The organism is Chryseobacterium fluminis (genome assembly GCF_026314945.1).
Classification (GTDB): domain Bacteria; phylum Bacteroidota; class Bacteroidia; order Flavobacteriales; family Weeksellaceae; genus Chryseobacterium; species Chryseobacterium fluminis.
This window is the reverse complement of record NZ_CP111121.1, coordinates 2,869,153-2,888,479: the sequence shown is the minus strand read 5'-3', so window position 1 is coordinate 2,888,479 and position 19,327 is coordinate 2,869,153. Positions and strand designations below refer to the sequence as shown.

The 19,327-nt window shown below is 39.7% G+C and carries 12 protein-coding genes and 1 riboswitch; of the genes, 9 read left to right on the top strand and 3 right to left on the bottom strand.

The features are described 5' to 3' along the window. The first annotated feature begins 171 nt into the window (after nt 1-171). From ODZ84_RS13145 to ODZ84_RS13110, 8 genes are all read left to right on the top strand, one after another. Nucleotides 172-3,006, top strand: a complete 2,835-nt coding sequence (locus ODZ84_RS13145; RefSeq protein WP_266172795.1) for an alpha-amylase family glycosyl hydrolase — start codon at nt 172-174, stop codon at nt 3,004-3,006. 381 nt (nt 3,007-3,387) lie between these two features. Then, a riboswitch (SAM riboswitch) is annotated at nt 3,388-3,494 on the top strand. 94 nt (nt 3,495-3,588) lie between these two features. Continuing rightward, nucleotides 3,589-6,009, top strand: a complete 2,421-nt coding sequence (locus tag ODZ84_RS13140) for a TonB-dependent receptor plug domain-containing protein (protein WP_266172794.1) — start codon at nt 3,589-3,591, stop codon at nt 6,007-6,009. A 91-nt stretch (nt 6,010-6,100) separates the two neighbouring features. After that, the gene (locus ODZ84_RS13135; RefSeq protein WP_266172793.1) at nt 6,101-7,399 is read left to right on the top strand and encodes an APC family permease; all 1,299 of its coding nucleotides are present in this window, start codon (nt 6,101-6,103) and stop codon (nt 7,397-7,399) included. A 175-nt stretch (nt 7,400-7,574) separates the two neighbouring features. Then, nucleotides 7,575-8,660: a peptide chain release factor 1 gene (gene prfA, locus ODZ84_RS13130; RefSeq protein ID WP_266172792.1), complete on the top strand. Its 1,086-nt coding sequence runs from the start codon at nt 7,575-7,577 to the stop codon at nt 8,658-8,660. An 85-nt stretch (nt 8,661-8,745) separates the two neighbouring features. After that, the gene (locus ODZ84_RS13125) at nt 8,746-9,423 is read left to right on the top strand and encodes a hypothetical protein (RefSeq protein WP_266172791.1); all 678 of its coding nucleotides are present in this window, start codon (nt 8,746-8,748) and stop codon (nt 9,421-9,423) included. A gap of 172 nt (nt 9,424-9,595) precedes the next feature. Then, nucleotides 9,596-11,707: a prolyl oligopeptidase family serine peptidase gene (locus tag ODZ84_RS13120; RefSeq protein ID WP_266172790.1), complete on the top strand. Its 2,112-nt coding sequence runs from the start codon at nt 9,596-9,598 to the stop codon at nt 11,705-11,707. Between the two features lie 292 nt (nt 11,708-11,999). Then, nucleotides 12,000-14,117 carry a methylmalonyl-CoA mutase gene (gene scpA, locus ODZ84_RS13115; RefSeq protein WP_266172789.1) on the top strand — a complete coding sequence of 706 codons (2,118 nt, stop codon included), beginning with the start codon at nt 12,000-12,002 and terminating at the stop codon, nt 14,115-14,117. A 63-nt stretch (nt 14,118-14,180) separates the two neighbouring features. Continuing rightward, nucleotides 14,181-14,675 carry a hypothetical protein gene (locus tag ODZ84_RS13110; protein WP_266172788.1) on the top strand — a complete coding sequence of 165 codons (495 nt, stop codon included), beginning with the start codon at nt 14,181-14,183 and terminating at the stop codon, nt 14,673-14,675. Nucleotides 14,676-14,726: 51 nt separating this feature from the next. Here ODZ84_RS13110 and ODZ84_RS13105 read toward each other — a convergent pair whose 3' ends face one another. Genes ODZ84_RS13105 through ODZ84_RS13095 form a run of 3 tightly spaced genes read right to left on the bottom strand, consistent with a single transcriptional unit; the run spans nt 14,727 to nt 17,963 of the window. Then, entirely contained in the window at nt 14,727-15,887 is a 1,161-nt protein-coding gene (locus ODZ84_RS13105) for an FtsX-like permease family protein (protein ID WP_266172787.1), read from the bottom strand. Nucleotides 15,888-15,937: 50 nt separating this feature from the next. Then, a complete protein-coding gene (locus ODZ84_RS13100) occupies nt 15,938-16,540 on the bottom strand; it encodes an ATP-binding cassette domain-containing protein (protein WP_266172786.1) in 603 nt (200 codons plus the stop codon). Continuing rightward, complete coding sequence (locus tag ODZ84_RS13095; RefSeq protein WP_266172785.1) at nt 16,533-17,963, bottom strand: DUF4836 family protein; 1,431 nt, start codon at nt 17,961-17,963, stop codon at nt 16,533-16,535. The genes ODZ84_RS13100 and ODZ84_RS13095 overlap by 8 nt, the downstream gene beginning before the upstream one ends. A 608-nt stretch (nt 17,964-18,571) precedes the next feature. Between ODZ84_RS13095 and ODZ84_RS13090 the strand changes: the two genes are divergently transcribed. After that, on the top strand, nt 18,572-19,321 hold the full coding sequence (locus ODZ84_RS13090; RefSeq protein WP_266172784.1) for a hypothetical protein: 750 nt from the start codon (nt 18,572-18,574) through the stop codon (nt 19,319-19,321). Nucleotides 19,322-19,327: the final 6 nt, after the last annotated feature.

Here is a 19,327-nt window from a genome sequence, read left to right as displayed (position 1 = left end):
TTTAAAATATTTTTCACTACAAATAAACAAAACGGAAGGCGCTGATGGTAATTGTAGAAATTGGGCAATCAAATATCTGGATCTTTGTGCCATGGTTTGATGAAAAAAAATTAATATTTTTCTAAAAATAAACTACATTCGTATAGATACTAACTGAAAAATCAAAATTTTATGAAGAAATTTTATTCCGGTGTTTTATTGCTGATGATTACGCTGGTCTTTGGACAGATCAGCTATACAATAACACCAAATCCGTTCAACGAAACGGACCAAATCACGCTTACGGTGCCCGGTAGTCAAATCGATGAATCGGCCTGGGGAGTTGTGAATCATGCAGTCTACATCTGGACGTGGTCGTTCGATACCAATTATCAGAACAGCCAGGACTGCCCTACAAACGGCAGCTGGAACAGCTCAAACGAGGCTAACAGGCTTACGTATAATTTAGGGACCGATACTTATTCATTAACGTTTACACCTGCTTCGTTTTACGCAAGAACGGGAATCGGAAGATTCGGCTTTTTATTAAAGGATAAAACAGGCGCGCATCAGACCTCTCCGGATATTTTTGTCAACGTAGGAGTGCTTGCTCTGACTATGACCAGTCCCGCAGCCAATAGCCTGACTTCAGTGATCGCAGGAAATTCAATTGCAGTCACTGCAACCACCAATGTAAATGCTCTTTTTCAGCTTAAGGCCAATGGAGTGGTAGTGCATTCGACCACAACACCTTCTGCTTCATATTCCTATAATTATACCGTTACAGAAGATGCGAATATGGAATTAATTGCGAGCCAAGGTGCGACATCCAAGAGTTCCTCATTTATCCTGCAGGTTCCGAGAAACGTCGTTTCAGAATCTGTTCCCAGCTGGATCAAACAGGGCATAAACTATGATCCGGCAGATCAGACAAAAGTTGGGCTGGCGCTGTATGCCCCATCTAAAAATTTCGTTCATGTCATCGGAAGTTTTAATAACTGGACAGTAAATGACACATATTTGATGAAAAGAGATACCTCGAATCCGGATTTATACTGGATCGAACTGTCGGGAATAACTCCACAGCAGCTATATACTTTCCAGTATAGAACCAACGATCTGAAAAAAGTGGCAGATCCTTATTCTCCACAGATTTTATCCTCGTATGATGACCAGTGGATCTCACCAACTACTTATCCGAACCTTCCTCAGTTTCCTCCGGGACAGGGTTTTGAAGTTTCGATGTTTAAAACAGGACAGACTCCGTATAACTGGCAGGTGACCAACTTCCAACGGCCTCCGAAGAATGACCTGGTGGTGTATGAGTTATTGCTCAGGGATTTCACTCAGGAAAAAAACTGGCAGTCCCTTATTAATAAGATCTCTTATTTAAAAGGACTCAACATTAATGCTGTTGAGCTGCTTCCCATTATGGAATTTGAAGGGAATCTTTCATGGGGCTATAATACCTCTTTCCATTATGCCTTAGATAAGGCTTACGGAACCCCGGAAAAATTTAAGGAGTTTGTCGATCTCTGCCACCAGAATGGTATTGCCGTGATCCTGGATGTGGCTTTTAATCATGCGACAGGAAGATCTCCGCTGGTAAGACTGTGGAATGTAGATCCCGATGGTGGCGGGTACGGAGAGGTAGCTGCCAATAATCCATATTTTAATACCGTTCCGAAACATTCCTATAATGTTTTCAATGATTTTAATCACTCAAGCAGCTCAACTAAATATTACGTTGAAAGATGCCTGCAGCAGTGGCTGACGGAGTATAAGATTGATGGTTTCCGTTGGGATTTAACCAAAGGCTTTACACAAAACTGTTCTGAAAATGATGAAGCCTGTACCAATGCCTATCAACAGGACAGGGTGGATGTGTTAAAATATTATGCAGACAGGCAATGGGCTGCTGATCCCAATTCTTATATGATTTTTGAGCATCTGGGAACAGATCAGGAAGAGCAGGAATGGGCAAATTACAGAATTGCAGAAGGAAAAGGAGTGATGTTATGGAACAAGCAGACCGATCCTTATAACCAAAATACGATGGGTTACAAAGAGAACAGCAATTACGATAGGATGAATCATGCGCTTCACGGCTTTACCAATATGCATGCTGTCGGTTACGGAGAGAGTCATGATGAGGAAAGGCTGATGTTTAAAAACCTTGAATATGGAGCAATAAACGGGTCTTATAGTGTAAAAGATCTTAATACGGCACTTACCAGAATGAAAACTTTCGGAGCAACGTTCTTTACCATTCCGGGACCAAAAATGATCTGGCAGTTTGGAGAATTGGGGTACGATTTCAGCATCAACAGATGTGCAGATGGATCCATAAATAACGGTTGCAGAACAGATGAAAAGCCTGTGGCTTTCACATTAGGATACGATACGAATGCCAACAGAAAAACGGTATATGATACCTGGGCACAAATTATTAACCTCAGAAATACCAATCCGGTATTCAAATCTAAAACCTATACGGTAGAGTCTAATAACCTCGCAAATGACCCGAATGGTCTTATCACAAGAATTTATATATACGATAATACGGTAAACGGTGTTAAAAATATCGTGGTGCTGGCCAATTATAATACCACCTCACAAAGTGTAGTCCCTTATTTTCCGTACACGGGACAGTGGAAGAATTTAATGGATAATACAATTTCAGATGTCACTTCCACGACAGCTCCCGTCACACTTCAGCCCGGGGAATTCAGAATTTTCGGTAACAATTCATCCACTTTATCCACAATAGATGAAAATGCAGGGAATAAGTTGTCTCTTCAGATTGTGGATAACCCGGTAAAAAACGGAGTGGCCAAGCTAAAGTACAATAAGGTGAAGAATGGAGAGGTTACTATATATGATATGAGCGGAAAAAAATTAGATTCGTTTAAACTTATCAGAGAGAATGGGATTGATGAAGTGAAAATAAATTATCCGGCAGGAGTGTATTTGGTTTATTTAAAATCAGATACGGGAATTGCTATTCAGAAAATGATGGTAAAATAGCCTGTGGATAAGTCTGTCAGTTCATTAAAAAGAGATCATGCGAGTGATCTCTTTTTTTGTTTATCCATATTTAATCCGCAATAAATGATAGGCTATCCACGCATTATTAATACCTTTTCCATATTTTACTCACATGGCTATCCGCGGAATGCATATCATTTATCCATCTGATACTAATAGCTTACTAAGACGTTTTCCATAGGTTATCCACGAATATAAATTTTAAAACTTTAGTTGATTTAGACTTATCAATATGCAATTCACACACTGCTGATAGCTAATTAACAGCTTATCCACAAGTTATTCACAATTGGTAATGATCGATTAAGCTGATCGGTTTCTATTTTTTGCCATATTAAATTATTAGTCTACCTTTGCAGTAGATTATCAAGAAAGGTGGAGGGATTTGGCCCTGTGAAACCTTAGCAACCGACACCATTCATCGATGTAAAGGTGCTAATTCCAACCCGATTGGGGGAAGATAAGTGAAGTCAATATTCTTATATTTATTCCATTTCTTGAACGATCTTTATTGGCGGTGCTGGCCGTCCGGGTATATTAATAATTTTAGAAAAACAAGAGATGAAAAAACTAAGCATATCTGTATTATTGCTTGGAGCAGTGTTGGTATCGGCTCAGGAAGAAGAAAAAGAAAAACAGATAGAAGATGTAGTCATAGTCGGTAACCGAAATGTTAAAAGGACAAAACTGGAAACACCTGTTCCGGTAGATGTCATCAATATTCAAAAAATTCAGCAGTCTGCGCCACAGACTACGGTTCAGGATCTCTTAAATTATATCATCCCGTCCTTTAATGCAGTGAGGCAATCATCCTCAGACGGAACCGAGCATATCGACCCGGTAACGTTACGCGGAATGGGTCCAGATCAGGTTTTAGTACTGGTGAATGGTAAAAGGCGCCATACCACTTCGTTGGTCAATTATCAGAATACGGTAGGCAATGGCTCGGTAGGAACAGATTTAAGTACGGTTCCTGTGATTGCGATCGACAGGATAGAAGTGCTGAGAGACGGAGCTGCGGCCCAGTACGGCTCCGATGCCATTGCCGGGGTTATTAATATTATTCTTAAAAAAAATACAGGTGCTTCCGCCAGTCTCAATTATGGAATTACAGGCAGGAATGATGGGGAAACCTACCAGGGCGGCATAAACTACGGAGCTTCGTTAGGAAAAGACAAAAGTTATATCAACCTGTCTCTTCAGCTGAACTACCGGGGAAAAACCACCAGAACGCAGAATCATAATCTGGACATTTACGGAGATAACTTTGCCTATGATTTTGCGGCCGACCCCGGTAAAGCAAGAGCGGATGATGATGCTTTAATTGCTCAGAACGGTTTGTCCCGTGACGACTTTAATTTCCAGATTGGTGACGCACAGATAAAACAGGCTCAGCTGTTCTTTAATTCGGAATATCCTGTTAATGACCAGTTCAGGATCTACTCTTTCGGAGGGTTCAGTATCAAAGAAGGGCAGGGCTTCGGATTCAGAAGGCTTCCCAACGAAAAATCAAATACGGTAGCTTCTATTTATCCTAATGGATTTCAGCCGACCTTAGGATCCAAAGTTTATGACATCTCTTACGCAGTGGGCGCGAAATATGACGTTAATCAATGGCTGTTTGACCTGAGCAACACTTTCGGAAGCAATACCTTCAATTATGATGTCAGCAATACGGTAAATGCATCATTAGGCGCAAAATCACCCACCAGTTTTTATGCCGGGGCACATAGTTTCCTCCAGAATACAGTCAATCTTGACGTATCTAAAAACCTCAACAGGTTTAATGTCGCATTTGGTGGAGAATTCAGGTTTGAGCAATATGAGCTTAAGGCAGGAGAAGAAGCTTCCTACGCGAGATATGATGTGAATGGAAATATAGCGGTTCCGGGAGCTACTGTGGAAGGGAATGGAGGGGCACAGTCCTTTATCGGCTTTTCACCGGAGAATGCTTTGAAAAAATCAAGAACTTCTACAGCTTTGTACGCAGACGTTTCTTATGATCTGAATAAAAAATTAAATATCGATGCCGCTGCAAGGTTTGAAAATTATTCGGATTTCGGAAGTATCCTGAACGGAAAATTAGCTGTCAGGTATGAATTTATTACAAATTATGCCATTCGTGGTGCGGTAGGAACAGGCTTCAGAGCGCCCTCTTTGCAGCAGCAGTATTTTAATAATTCCTATGCGGATATTTCAACCACAGGAAGCGGAATTGTAATAAAAGGGATTTTTAATAATGACAGTGAAGCGGCGAAGGTACTTGGCTTTGATCAGTTAAAACAGGAAACATCAGTAAACGGAAGTCTCGGATTTACCCTGAAACCTGTTAAAGGATTATTGATCACGCTGGATGGCTATCTGATTAAGGTAAAAGACAGAATCGTGATCACAAGTAATATTACAGATGACCGGTTAGCGGCTTACGGAGTCGAAAGTGCAAGATTTTTCGCCAATGCCATTGATACGGAAACAAAAGGAGTAGATGTGGTAGTTTCCTACGACTGGAAATTAGGAAAAGGAAATTTAAATATGAACCTTGCAGGAAATTATACCGAAACAAAAATTACGGATTTCCATTTCCCTGCCAACCTGCAGACCCCTCAGGAAGAGTTTTTCGGACCGGACCAGATCAATATTATCGAAACATTATCACCTAAAACAAAAGCAACATTAGGACTGAATTACGGGATCGGGAAATTTAATTTTCTGGTAAGAAATACCTATTTCGGGAAAGTTACCAGAGACGGATATCCATTCGGAGGAGTTCAGGAGTTTGCCCCAAAAGTGGTAACAGACCTGAGTGTAGGATATACTCTTACAAAAAATGTTAACTTGACCCTTGGAGCCAATAATGTGTTCGATGTCTTTCCGGATCTGCAGATTTATGAAAACTCATATTACGGGGTTTTTAAATATGCGCCCGTTCAGATGGGAACACTGGGAAGCTATTTTTTCGGAAGACTTAATTTTAATTTTTAGCAGTAACAGCCATGACCTATATAATTTGTACCAGAATAATACCGCAAATCCATGGGGCAGTTTCTTATTTTTTATATTTAAAATCCGAATAATGAGTGCACCTTCACATCAGATCGGCTGGAAAACCGCTGTAGCTATTGTTGTCTCCAGTATGATCGGTACCGGGATTTTTACGACCTTAGGATTTCAGCTGGTAGATATTACAAACACCTACAGCATATTTTTACTTTGGATTATCGGAGGGATGCTGGCACTGTTCGGAGCTTTTTGCTATGCCGAATTAGGCTCGCATTTTAAAGGTAACGGAGGTGATTTTTTGTATTTAAAAAAAACGTACCATCCTATCCTGGGCTATCTGGTCAGCTGGGTCTCTCTGATTATCGGCTTTTCCTCTCCGGTGGCTTTGGCTGCGCTGGCAATGTCGAAATACCTTTCTGTTTTTAATTATACTTTCGGTACAGGATTTTCCATAGCGATCATTATATTGGTGTCGCTGTCTTTGTCTTTTAGCTTAAAATCATCAAGTAAATTTCATAATTTTTTCACTTTTATCAAAGTCGCTTTTGTTATCGTTCTTATTATTCTGGGAGTCGTCCTTTCGGATCCTGATACAGGAAACAGTCTCAGCTTCGGAGAAAGCTGGCAGAAGGAAATGATGATGCCTGCCTTCGCTACCTCATTGGTTTTTGTGACCTATTCCTACACAGGTTGGAATTCTGCTTCATATATTGCGGGAGAGATAAAAGATGTCCAGAAAAACTTACCGAAATCACTGATTATAGGAACGGTTTTCGTAACGGTGTGCTATGTTTTAATTAATTATATCATGCTGAAGCATGCCTCACTGGATCAGCTGGCCGGAAAAGAAGATGTAATGGATAAAGCAGCCAATAACATGCTCGGACTGAGCTTCGGAAAAGTGGTGAATATTTTCATAGCCCTGCAGCTGGTAGCGACGATCAGTGGATATTTATGGGTAGGCTCCAGGCTGACGCAGGCTTTTGCAAAAGAAAACCATTTATGGAAATCTTTATCTGTCAATAATAAAAAAGGAATCCCGCTACGGGCTATTTTTGCGCATACAGTCATTGCTGTTTTAATTATTCTCACCGGAACGTTTAAAGAAATTTTTGTTTATACTGCTTTTTTATTACAGCTTTTTGCCAGTCTTTCCGTATCTACGGTTTTCTTTCTCAAAAAGAAAGACCGGAAGATATTTAAATCGGATCTTTTTTATATTTTTCCTTCTGTCTTCTTGTTGTTCAGCATCTATATTTTGTATTTTACCTTTATTCATAATCCGCGGGAAAGCATTATCGGACTCGGCATTGTAGCAGTTGGAATGATTCTGTATTTAATAGATAAAAGACGGCCTTTGTCTGATTCATAATTTCCTTCTGTTATTACAGTAAGAGGATTTTTGAATATACTTTTACATAAGAAAGGATCTGCGGATTTAAAAAATTACACTTACCTACTGTGCTTTAAAAACAGATTGATACATCCGTAATCCATATCCAGAATGAATTAATTATTCTTATCTTTGCATTCACAAAAATTCCATAATGTCTAAATCATTAATTCCAAAATTAGAAGCTATAAAACAAAGATATAATGAGGTGGCAGACCTTATTATTCAGCCAGATGTCATTTCGGACCAGAAAAGATATTCTTCTCTGAATAAAGAATATAGCGATTTGGGAAAAATTGTAAGAGTATACGATCAATATAAAGGAGCTTTGGATACCATCGAAGAATCTGATGAAATCATTGCTGACGGTTCAGATAAAGATTTTGTTGAATTGGCAAAAATCGAAAAAAACGAGGCCTTGGAAAAAATTCCGGGATTGGAAGATGAGCTGAAAGTATTACTAATTCCGAAAGATCCGGCTGATGATAAAAACGTCATCGTAGAACTTCGTGCCGGAACCGGTGGCGACGAAGCGGCTATTTTCGTAGAAGATGTGTACCGAATGTATACCATGTATTTCAAAACGAAGGGATGGAGACATGAAGTGACCGATGCTAACGAAGCGGCTAAAGGCTACAAGGAACTGATCATGAAAGTGGAAGGTGAAGGCGTATACGGAGTCATGAAATTCGAATCCGGAGTGCACAGGGTACAGCGTGTTCCTGAAACAGAATCACAGGGCAGGGTTCATACTTCAGCCATTACAATTGCTGTTTTGCCGGAAGCTGAAGAAGTGGATTTCGAACTGAATCCTGCAGATATTGAAATGCAGACTTCGCGTTCAGGGGGAGCCGGAGGTCAGAACGTTAACAAAGTGGAAACCAAGGTACAGCTTACCCATAAACCTTCCGGAATGGTAGTGGTTTGTCAGCAGGCACGTTCACAGCTGGCTAACCGTGAACTGGCAATGGAGATGTTAAGAACAAAATTGTATGATATAGAATTGCAGAAGGTTCAGGGCGATATAGCAGCACAGCGTAAATCTATGGTGTCTACCGGTGACCGTTCGGCAAAAATCAAGACGTACAATTATCCTCAGGGAAGAGTGACCGATCACAGAATCAATAAGTCAATGTATAATCTCGACGCCTATATGAACGGTGATATTTCCGAAATGATCGATGCCGTGATCATGGCCGAAAATGCCGAAAAGATGAAAGGCGAAGAAGATAACTATTAATATAGAACGTAAATAAATCAAGCTCTTGTGAATCAGGAGCTTTTTTTGGCGGTACGTCCAATGGAATGTAACAATAATTTGAACTATGGGAAGAATTAAATGTCTGCTGTTTTTAATGCTGATTTTTTGTGTTAAAAACCTGAACGCACAATCAACTGTCTTAAAACCGGATGAAGTTTTCGGTTTATACTTTAATACTTTCGTAAGGCATGACGAAACTTCTCTGGTCCGACTTAATGCTTATCTGAAAAACTTTGTACAGGACGATGGTGTTTACCAGAATAATATAAAATCTACTCAGGAACAGGAAATTACAGGTTTAACGAATCTTTTTCTTTCCGGATTTTCCGACAAGATAGGTAAAGAATGCCGTGAGGACGTTAAAAATTATTTTACCGTATTATTCGACCGGTTTAAAACAGCTACGTATACCATCAGAAATATTGAAACAATGAGAAATGATTATTCTCAGAGCCAGGATGTATCTGAAGTGTTTTATGATGTGATGATTAAAGTTCCGGCAAAGGTTTCTGTCATTGATTTTAAAAACGGGAAAAAAATGAGCGTCAAAGAACTAAGGGGATACCTGAAAAATTTAACCAATGAGCTGTTAAGCGCCAGTAAGGAAGCTTCTTACAGTGAAAAAATCAACTTATATCAGATTTATAAGGGAGATGCCGTATATTACTGGAACGGTGGGCCACAGGAGCTTTTATGGAAACTGAATAATTTCTATTTTAAAAATATCAATTCCGGCAGGTAATCATTTCGGGATACATTTTGAAGCAGTCGGTACGATTGCTTTTTATGTTTTATAGCAAAAGAAGAATTTAAAGCTTCCTGAAGAAGGGGTTTCTACGGAATGGCCTCCGTATCAAAAACGTATTTTTTTTATTTAATAGAGATTACGTATTTTTGAAAAAATCGAATTTGATATGAATTTTAAACCGATCCTATTAACTGCCGGCGTTGTATTCTCGGCATCATTGTATTCTCAGAGCATGAAATATCCTAAACCTTTAAAAGGAAATCAGACCGATACGTATTTCGGAACTGCCGTGGCAGACCCGTTCAGAGATCTTGAAAACGATTCTGAAGCTACCGGAAAATGGGTGGATGAAGAAGTGGCGTATACCCAAAACTATCTTTCAAAAATACCCTTTAGAGATCAGATCAAAAAACAATTGACCGATATCTGGAATTACGAAAAAATTTCAGCTCCCTTTAAAGAAGGAGACTATACCTATTATTATAAGAACAACGGTCTGCAGGCGCAGTCTGTTTTATACAGAACTCATAACGGAACAAAGGCTACTGAGGTTTTCCTGGATCCTAATAAGTTTTCGGAAAAAGGAACCACTTCTCTGGCGAATCTTTCTTTTAACAAAAAAGGAAATCTGGCAGCTTACTCGATCTCGGAAGGCGGAAGCGACTGGAATAAAATCATCATCCTCGATGCGGTTTCAAAAAAACAGATCGATGAAACCATTATTGACGTAAAATTCAGCGGCATTTCATGGCAGGGAGACGACGGGTTCTATTACTCAAGTTACGACAAGCCGAAAGAAGGAACGGTGCTTTCCGGAATGACCGATAAGCACAAAGTCTATTACCATAAACTCGGAACAAAACAGTCTGAAGATCAATTGATTTTCGGAGGCGAAAAAACACCGAGAAGATATTTAGGTGCAGCGGTTACCGAAGATCAGAGATACCTGATTATTTCTGCGGCCAATGCGACCAACGGAAATGAAGTATACATCAAAGATTTAAAAAACGGAGGAGACTTTGTTCAGATCAATAAAGGTTTTGACATCAATGCAAACATTGTAGACACGGAAGGAGATAACATTTTTATCTATACCGATAAAGATGCTCCAAACGGACGTCTGGTTAAAACAACCATTAAAAACCCCGCTCCCGACACCTGGAAAGATGTGATTCCTGAAACCGCAAACGTATTGTCTGTTTCTTCAGGAGGCGGATATTTCTTTGCCACGTACATGGTGGATGCGATCGACCAGGTAAAACAATATGACAAATCAGGTAAACTGGTAAGAGATATTGTTCTTCCCGGAAAAGGAAACGTAGGCGGTTTCGGAGGAAAAGAAAAGGAAAAAGATCTGTATTTTTCTTTCAGCAATTACATCATGCCGGGCACGACCTATAAATTTAACGTAGACTCAGGAAAATCAGAAGTATATCAGAAACCGAAGGTGAAATTCAATCCTGAAGATTATATTTCAGAGCAGGTATTTTATACCTCGAAAGACGGGACTAAAGTTCCGATGATGATCAATTATAAAAAAGGAACCAAGCTTAATGGCAAGAATCCTACCATTCTGTATGCCTATGGCGGTTTCAATGTAAGCTTACAGCCAGCCTTCTCCGTTACCAATGCCATCTGGATGGAAAATGGAGGTATCTATGCTGTTCCCAATATTCGCGGTGGTGGCGAGTATGGTAAAAAATGGTACGATGCAGGCACGAAGCTTCAGAAGAAAAATGTTTTCAATGACTTCATTGCTGCAGGAGAATATCTACAGAGCAAAGGCTACACGTCCAAAGATTATATGGCTATTTCCGGAGGATCAAACGGAGGTCTTCTGGTAGGAGCCACCATGACGATGCGTCCGGATCTCGCAAGAGTGGCATTCCCGGCAGTAGGCGTTCTGGATATGTTACGGTATAATAAGTTCACTGCAGGAGCAGGATGGGCATACGATTACGGAACGGCTGAGGACAGTAAAGAGATGTTCGAATACCTGAAGTCATACTCACCGCTTCACAACGTTAAAAAAGGAACCTGTTATCCTTCGACCATGGTGACGACAAGTGATCATGATGACAGGGTGGTACCTGCGCATTCATTCAAATTCGGAGCAGAACTGCAGGAAAAACAAAGCTGTGACAAACCCATATTGCTGAGAATTGAAAAAAATGCAGGACATGGAGCCGGAAGATCTACAGAACAGGTGATCGGTGAAAGTGCCGATAAATTGTCTTTTGCCTTATATGAAATGGGCATTAAAAAATTAGGAAAATAAATTTTTGCCTTTAAATACAGAGAGACCGCTTTTTTGGCGGTCTCTTTTTTATATTCAGTGATTAGTTTTAGTAAACGCAGCACTTAACTCCCATTTTTATAAATATACATTTCTCTCGGAAGATTTTCTGCCTGAGATGAAATAAAAACAGCTGTTGCCCATTAAATATCCTTATTTAAACAAAATGTAAAACATGATAAAGGAGATTTAAAATACACGTAACGAATCCATTATCATGATGAAGCTGTTATTTCAAAAATGCTTATTTTTAGCCATCTATAAATCTGAAAGTATGAGACGGGAAGTTCAAAATAAAACTCCTCAATTTAGCATCACCGGCAAGCAGACTGAAATCTATCCATTTGAAAAAGACGGATTACAGCTGAAATCTTCATATACCAAAGAAGACGTGAAAAATGAAGCGTTAACACAGACTTCTCCGGGGATTGCTCCATATTTAAGAGGTCCCTATTCTACAATGTACGTTCAGAAACCCTGGACGGTCCGTCAGTATGCAGGCTTTTCCACGGCAGAAGAATCCAATGCTTTTTACAGAAGAAATCTGGCAGCAGGTCAGAAAGGACTTTCTGTGGCTTTCGATCTGGCAACACACAGAGGCTATGATTCGGATCACGGCAGAGTGGTAGGCGATGTGGGGAAAGCAGGAGTTGCGATCGATTCTGTGGAGGATATGAAGATTCTATTTAACGAAATTCCACTGGATCAGATTTCAGTATCCATGACCATGAACGGGGCGGTTTTGCCTATTTTATCTTTTTATATTGTTGCAGCGGAAGAGCAGGGCGTTTCTCAGGAGCTGCTTTCAGGGACCATTCAGAATGATATCCTGAAAGAATTCATGGTCAGAAATACCTATATTTATCCACCGGCACCTTCCATGAAGATCATTGCCGATATTTTTGAATATACCTCGAAGAATATCCCGAAATTCAATTCCATTTCTATTTCAGGATATCACATGCAGGAGGCAGGAGCCACTCCGGTTCTGGAGATGGCTTATACGCTGGCTGATGGTCTTGAATATGTGAGGACAGGGATAAAAGCAGGAATGAATGTCGATGATTTTGCCCCAAGATTATCATTCTTCTGGGCCATCGGAATGAATCATTTCATGGAAATTGCAAAAATGAGAGCCGCTAGATACATCTGGGCTGAACTTTTAAAACAGTTCAATCCTCAGAATCCAAAATCTTTGGCATTAAGAACGCATTCACAAACGTCAGGATGGTCTTTAACCGAGCAGGAACCTTTTAATAATATTACCAGAACAGCCATTGAGGCATTGTCCTCAGCTTTAGGAGGAACCCAGTCTCTCCATACCAACGCATTGGATGAAGCCATTGCCCTGCCTACGGATTATTCGGCGAAAATTGCCCGGAATACCCAGATTATTCTTCAGCAGGAAAGCGGTATCTGTGACGTGGTTGACCCGATGGGAGGAAGCAACCTCGTGGAAAGCCTTACCCAGCAGATGATCGAAGAAGCGATGAAATACATCGATGAGGTAGAGCAGGAAGGCGGAATGACGAAAGCGATAGAAGCCGGAATCCCAAAAATGAGAATCGAAGAAGCCGCAGCAAGAAAGCAGGCAAAAATTGATAGTGGTGAAGAATTCATTATTGGAGTAAATTCCTTTAAATCGGATTTAAAACAGGACCAGATTGAGATCCTGGATATTGATAATACGGAAGTACGGAGAAAACAGATCGAAAGATTAGAATCTATCAAGCTGAACAGGAATACCGAAGCTGTAAACCATATTCTCGATGAAATCAGGGAAAGTGCAAAAACCGGGAAAGGAAATCTTCTGGAATTGTGCATTGAGGCTGCCCGAAGAAGAGTTACCCTGGGCGAAATGAGCGATGCGATGGAAGAAAGCTTCGGGAGATATAAAGCAAACATCAGAACCATTTCAGGAGTTTATGCCATGAACGCAGGAAAGAACGAATATTTCGAAAAAGCCCTGAACCTGACTCAGAAGTTTGAGGAAGAAGAAGGCCGCCGCCCAAGATTAATGGTGGCGAAAATGGGACAGGACGGTCACGACAGAGGAGCTAAGGTAGTAGCGACAGCATTTGCCGATATGGGATTCGATGTGGACGTTGCCCCGCTGTTCCAGACCCCTGAAGAAGTGGCAAAACAGGCGGTGGAGAACGACATTCATATCCTGGGCGTATCATCTCTGGCAGCCGGACACAAAACTCTGGTTCCCCAAGTCGTCGAAGAATTGAAAAAACTGGGTGCTGATGACATTACGATCGTAGTAGGCGGCGTAATTCCCCAGCAGGATTATGAGTTTCTGTATGCCAACGGAGCCGATTTTATTTTCGGTCCCGGAACCAATCTTCCCAAGTGTGCAGTAGATATTTTGGAGAAATTTTTAAACTAATTGGCTTCCAGAGAATAAATTGCATAACATTTGTACTGTAGACCGTAACCAAAATAAAATATTATGGCTTATACAGTAGTTTCAGTATTTCCGCAGACTGTAGATACAGAGGAAATCAAAAGAGATTTAAGAGAAAAAGGATTTAACGAAGCAAATATTATTGTTTCAAAATCTAACGTAGAAAGTGGATTGAATCATTATCAGGAAGACGAAAAAACCAAAGGGTTTTTCGATTACGTCTTCGCTCACGACGCTGAAATGCTGGATGCATACAGAACACACAGCATCGGGAAAAATAATATTGTAGTGTATGCAGATGATCTTGAGCAGGCTAAAGTAGCAAAAGCCGTTCTTAATGAGAACGGAGCGCTGGAAGTCTACAGAAAACCTTCGGATCAGCAGAAAGACATTCCGGAGGGAATGACAGAAAAGGAATACGACGGAATTATAGCAAAAGCAAGACATAATATATATTTCCTGGGCTCAGAAAGAGTATATCATTCAAACATCATAAAGGGGATGGACGATCCTATGGACGATCTTGGCTCAAAAGATTAAAAATAAACCTATACAAAATAAAAACGACCATCAGCACGATGGTCGTTTTATTTATATTTTCCATGACCTGATGAGCCATCGGTAAATCAGTTCTTTCACAAAGAAATAAACCAGTATGGGAATAATAATGATGGCCATCCAGAGCAAAGGATTGATATAAAAGGATAATAATCCGTTGGAAACACCCGATTTTGCCAAAAAATATTGCCCGACAGCAAGTAAGCCTAAACTTAGGATCAAAACAATCATCAAGTTGATGCTAAAAGTTCTGCTGATATCGCTTACCATCTTTTTGGGAGAATATCCTAGACTGTTTTTAATAGAAACCTCTTCCTGCTTTTCCAGGAAACGGATTTTAATAAAGCTTACGATAATATAAAGACAAAGCGCAAAAATGAAAATTCCCAGAACGGCAATTACTTTCAGCACAAGAAAAAGTTTGGATTTGATCTTCGCGGAGCGCAGGCTTTCCTGGTTAGATTCATAATTGTTTTCTTTCATTTTGGTGATCAGACCCTCATCACCGGAATCTTTCACCTGTACCAGAACCCTGTTGTAGATTTTCAGTTGATGGGCTAATTCAGGCTTTGCAACCAAATTCAGAGAATCAAGAAATTTTTTCGGAATCAGAACAGAATGTATCCTGTCCGAAAGCCCGACCATTCTTCCTTTATAGCTTTTATTCTCCTTATTGACCACGATATTGATGTTCACTTCGATTTTCTTTGCAAAATCTTCTGAAATCTGTGGGAGCCCCTGGTTTAAAGCAAATCCGTAATTGTAAAGATTCAGGTATTCTCTTGAAATGATGATCGGAATTTCGTCACCTTTCACCTGGAAATCTTCCTCAGTCAGAGGAACATCAATGGCCTTGATATCTACCCCTTCGAAATACAGATCCGTGTAAAAAGGTATAAAATCCCCGCCATTGGCAGAAGCTTTAAACTCATTGGCAGAAAAAGGATAAATACTTTTCACCTCTTCCCATTGCTTCAGCTTGGCGATATCGTTTTCATTAAAGCCCAAAAGTTCTTTTCGCCCGATATTATCAGGCGTAATTTTCTTGCTGAAGGTCAGCCAGTAGTTACTGTCACTGCTCTTGCTTCCGAAGAGCCTGTTGGCATTTTCGTAGAGCTGAAGGCAGGAAAGCACCAGAATAAAGGCTATAAATAACCCTGCATACAGTATTATTGAATTAAAGATTTTCTTCATACGCTGTTATAAATGAAGAATTTGACAGTCGTGCTCAAAAGGAAACGCATTCAGCTCAAAAAGATCACCGAACTTCCGCTTTCCCCAGACACCTCATTAATCAGGGAGAATGCCATTTTTTTGTTGTTTAGATCCAGGTGGCTGAAACATTCATCATAGATCAGAAAGTCAGTAGGATTTACCAGGCTCCTCACAATAGCACTTCTCTGTCTTTCACCATACGAGCAGTTTTCCGCTTTCTTATGAAGCAGATTTTCTATTCCTAATCTGGCGGCATATTCTTCCATTTTTGGGACAAATTTTTTTCGGTCTTTATTAAAGATACGAAGCAGGATATTCTCAGAAACCGTAAGGTTTTTAATCAGTCTAACATCCTGGAAGAGTAAGCTTACACCTTCTTTTCTGTGTTCCACAATTTTTTCGAGGTGAAGTTTTTTAACAGCCTGTCGGTCATAGAGTATCTCGCCTTCATATTCAAAATGCGTCCCCAGAATAGCGGTAGCCAGCGTAGATTTTCCACTCCCGGAAGGGGCGACAATCAGGATTTTGTTTCCTTTCCGGAAAAAAATATTCTTTTTCCAGATTTCAGATTGTTCGATATTCCTGGGAGTGAAATATTTAGGTGAAATATTTTCTAAAACAATATTATCCATTCATTATCAAATAATACAGTGCGTTTTCGTCTTTTTTGTCTAAAGTGAAAACCGTCTTTGATACCAGGTTTCCTCCTTCTTCCTTAGATTCATTAACCATATCCACCACTTTTACACTTGCTTTCTCTCTCTGGTTGTAATCACTTCCGTCAGACCATGAGTACGCCGTAATTCCCGATTTTTTGTCAAGCTTTGCATTTTTTCCGGCTTTCTTGTTCTGGAACTGGTAGATCACATTATTATCATCAGAGAAAATGACCTGATGATCAGCGATCATATATTTTTTGCTGGCGCCCAACGGCCCTTGAAGCAATGAAGTCAGGTTATCCTTTTTCTTGGGATTAAAACCTAATACCACCGCATTGTTAGTTCGGTAATAGTCCAGCGAATCAGCCGGTTTAGCTTTGAAATATATAAAAGCATAATCTCCCGTGAAAGTAGACGTGATGTCTTCCAGTGTTTTATTGGTAGACGCTAAATAATGGTTAACCGTAGCTTCAAAACCCGCTTCTTTTACCAGGTATTTCATGAAATCTAAACTGAAAAATCCGATGGTGAAAGATTTGGCGTTATCCAGCTCTACATTCTTTACCAGATCGTAATCTACCTTGTTTTTGTCGAAGTATTTTTCAACGACTTTTTTCATTTCTGCGTTGAAGAAGGTCTTTGTATCCATTTCAGCTTTTCCCTTGTCAAAATTGAAATCGAAACCGATCCCCGAATCTTTGATTAGTTTATTAACGGCAAGAGTCTCAATGTATCCTTTGGAAGCATAGCTCGCTACAGCAGCAAGATTTACCCATCCGCTGATGTCTTTATGATCTACCAGTGACTGGTTTACCTGATCTTTAATGGCATCATTTGCCGTTCCTTTTCTTCCCCAGAAATCGGTAAAATACTTTTCGTTAAGTTTTGCAGAAGGTTCAGGAGTATTATAAGAATTGTAGCCTGCATAAGGGTTATAAGACTTTTCGCTGGAAACAATGGCCATATCTCCTTTGATACTGCCCGTTAATTTTCCGTCTGAGTAGATATAATCTTTTTTGTCAACCGTAATTTTACTTTTGGTAAGATCTGACATGCTTTTCTGAAACTTCGCTTTGTCACTGATCCAGAAAAAAGCTTTTGCATCAGGATCCGAAGTAGATTTTCCCTGGTCAATGATGAAATAAAGAGGCTTATCCGTATCAATGCCGGACTCTTTCGGTTTGTTTAGAAGCTGCAGAAAAAATTTTTCATCCTCCTTCAGGTCTTTTTTCTCCTTTAAAATTTTATCTACCGGGATTTTATTGGAAATCGTCTTTAGGTTTACCCTCGATAACCCCAAAGTAGCATCTGTGGTGTAGGCTAAAACTTCATTATTCCTATTAGAATTACAGGAAAATAGAATAGCTAATGTGAATACGTAAAATAACGATCTCATTAAAGTGTTTTTCATAATTATTTAGTATAAGAACACAAATATACCATTTTGCACCGAATGATAATCTATTGAAAAAGGGTGGAAAACCATAAAAATTTTTCATTTTCAGAAAAATGCATATATTTGCACCAGAAAATAAAGTATAACCCTTAAAAAAAACAACGAAGCAATGTTCAGATTCGATCATCATTCTCCAATCGGTTTGCCACTTATGGTGGTGAGGCTTCGTGGTTCGGTACATTCTTAGAATAACAGTATAATGATATATCAAAACCCGAAGTCATAAGATTTCGGGTTTTTTATTGCGCAATATTTCAAAACTCAAATTTAGTTTTCCCCGAAATCTTTTTTTAATAATATTCAGAACTTATCCTAAGAATAGTTTTCAGGAGCTGTTCCCGCTATCCACTGTATCTTTTTTGCTGCGGCCTCCGCTTCGCTGCGCCCGCAACAAAAAAGGATGCCGTTTCTATCGGGGCTAATGATAATGCTTTGGAAATAAACCGGATAGGTTTGAAACAGTGATCAACTAAAAATGAGGTTGATTAAGATTTAATGTGACGTACAGAATATAATCTTCCGTACCTCACCTCTAATATCTGGAATTAATGGAAAAAGAGAACCTTCTGTCTTCCAGGCTAAGAAGTCTGAGAAGCCGAAAAAGAATCATAAGAAAAGATGTAGAAAAACAGATCAGACAAAAGCATAAACGGTGTAACGAACTTTGGCAATTAAGAAGAGAAATTCCGCTGGTCCCTTTGGAAAAGCCTTACCAAAAAGGATTTGTAAGATTCTTTGTGGTGAGAGATGATGTGATGAGAACGAAAGACGGAACGTTTTTCAATGGGATCCTGAATAAAATCAACACGGAAATGTATTCTGAAACCCGGAAATTCTTAAAAAAGAAAAGAAAATCCGGAAGAAGAATTTATGTTGACCGGGAGCAGAAAATTACCAGCCTTTCGACCTATGAGTGGAATGATCCAAGGATGGGATTAACGGAGAGAGAAAGACAATATTTCTTAAGAACAGAAACGTATTGCCCGTTCAGAAAAACAACCGTCAGCAGCTACGAATTCATCGAGCCATGGAGGTTTATATTAAGAGTGAAACCTTATATCATCACCCATTACAAACCTTTAGATTCAGAACTGGAAAAAGAAACAGACGAACTCGATGATTTCTTAAGTCAGTATAAAGTGGCGGGAATTGTCCATAAAACAATTTACGGAAAATCTGCCCGATGGAAAAAAAAGTACAGACGTGATCACACCGTGAGCAGGAAATGCTTTCACTACAAAATGTCTGCAACAGAGTTTGCAGAAAGTTTAGAGGATAATAATATCCGCAAATTTTAAAACAAA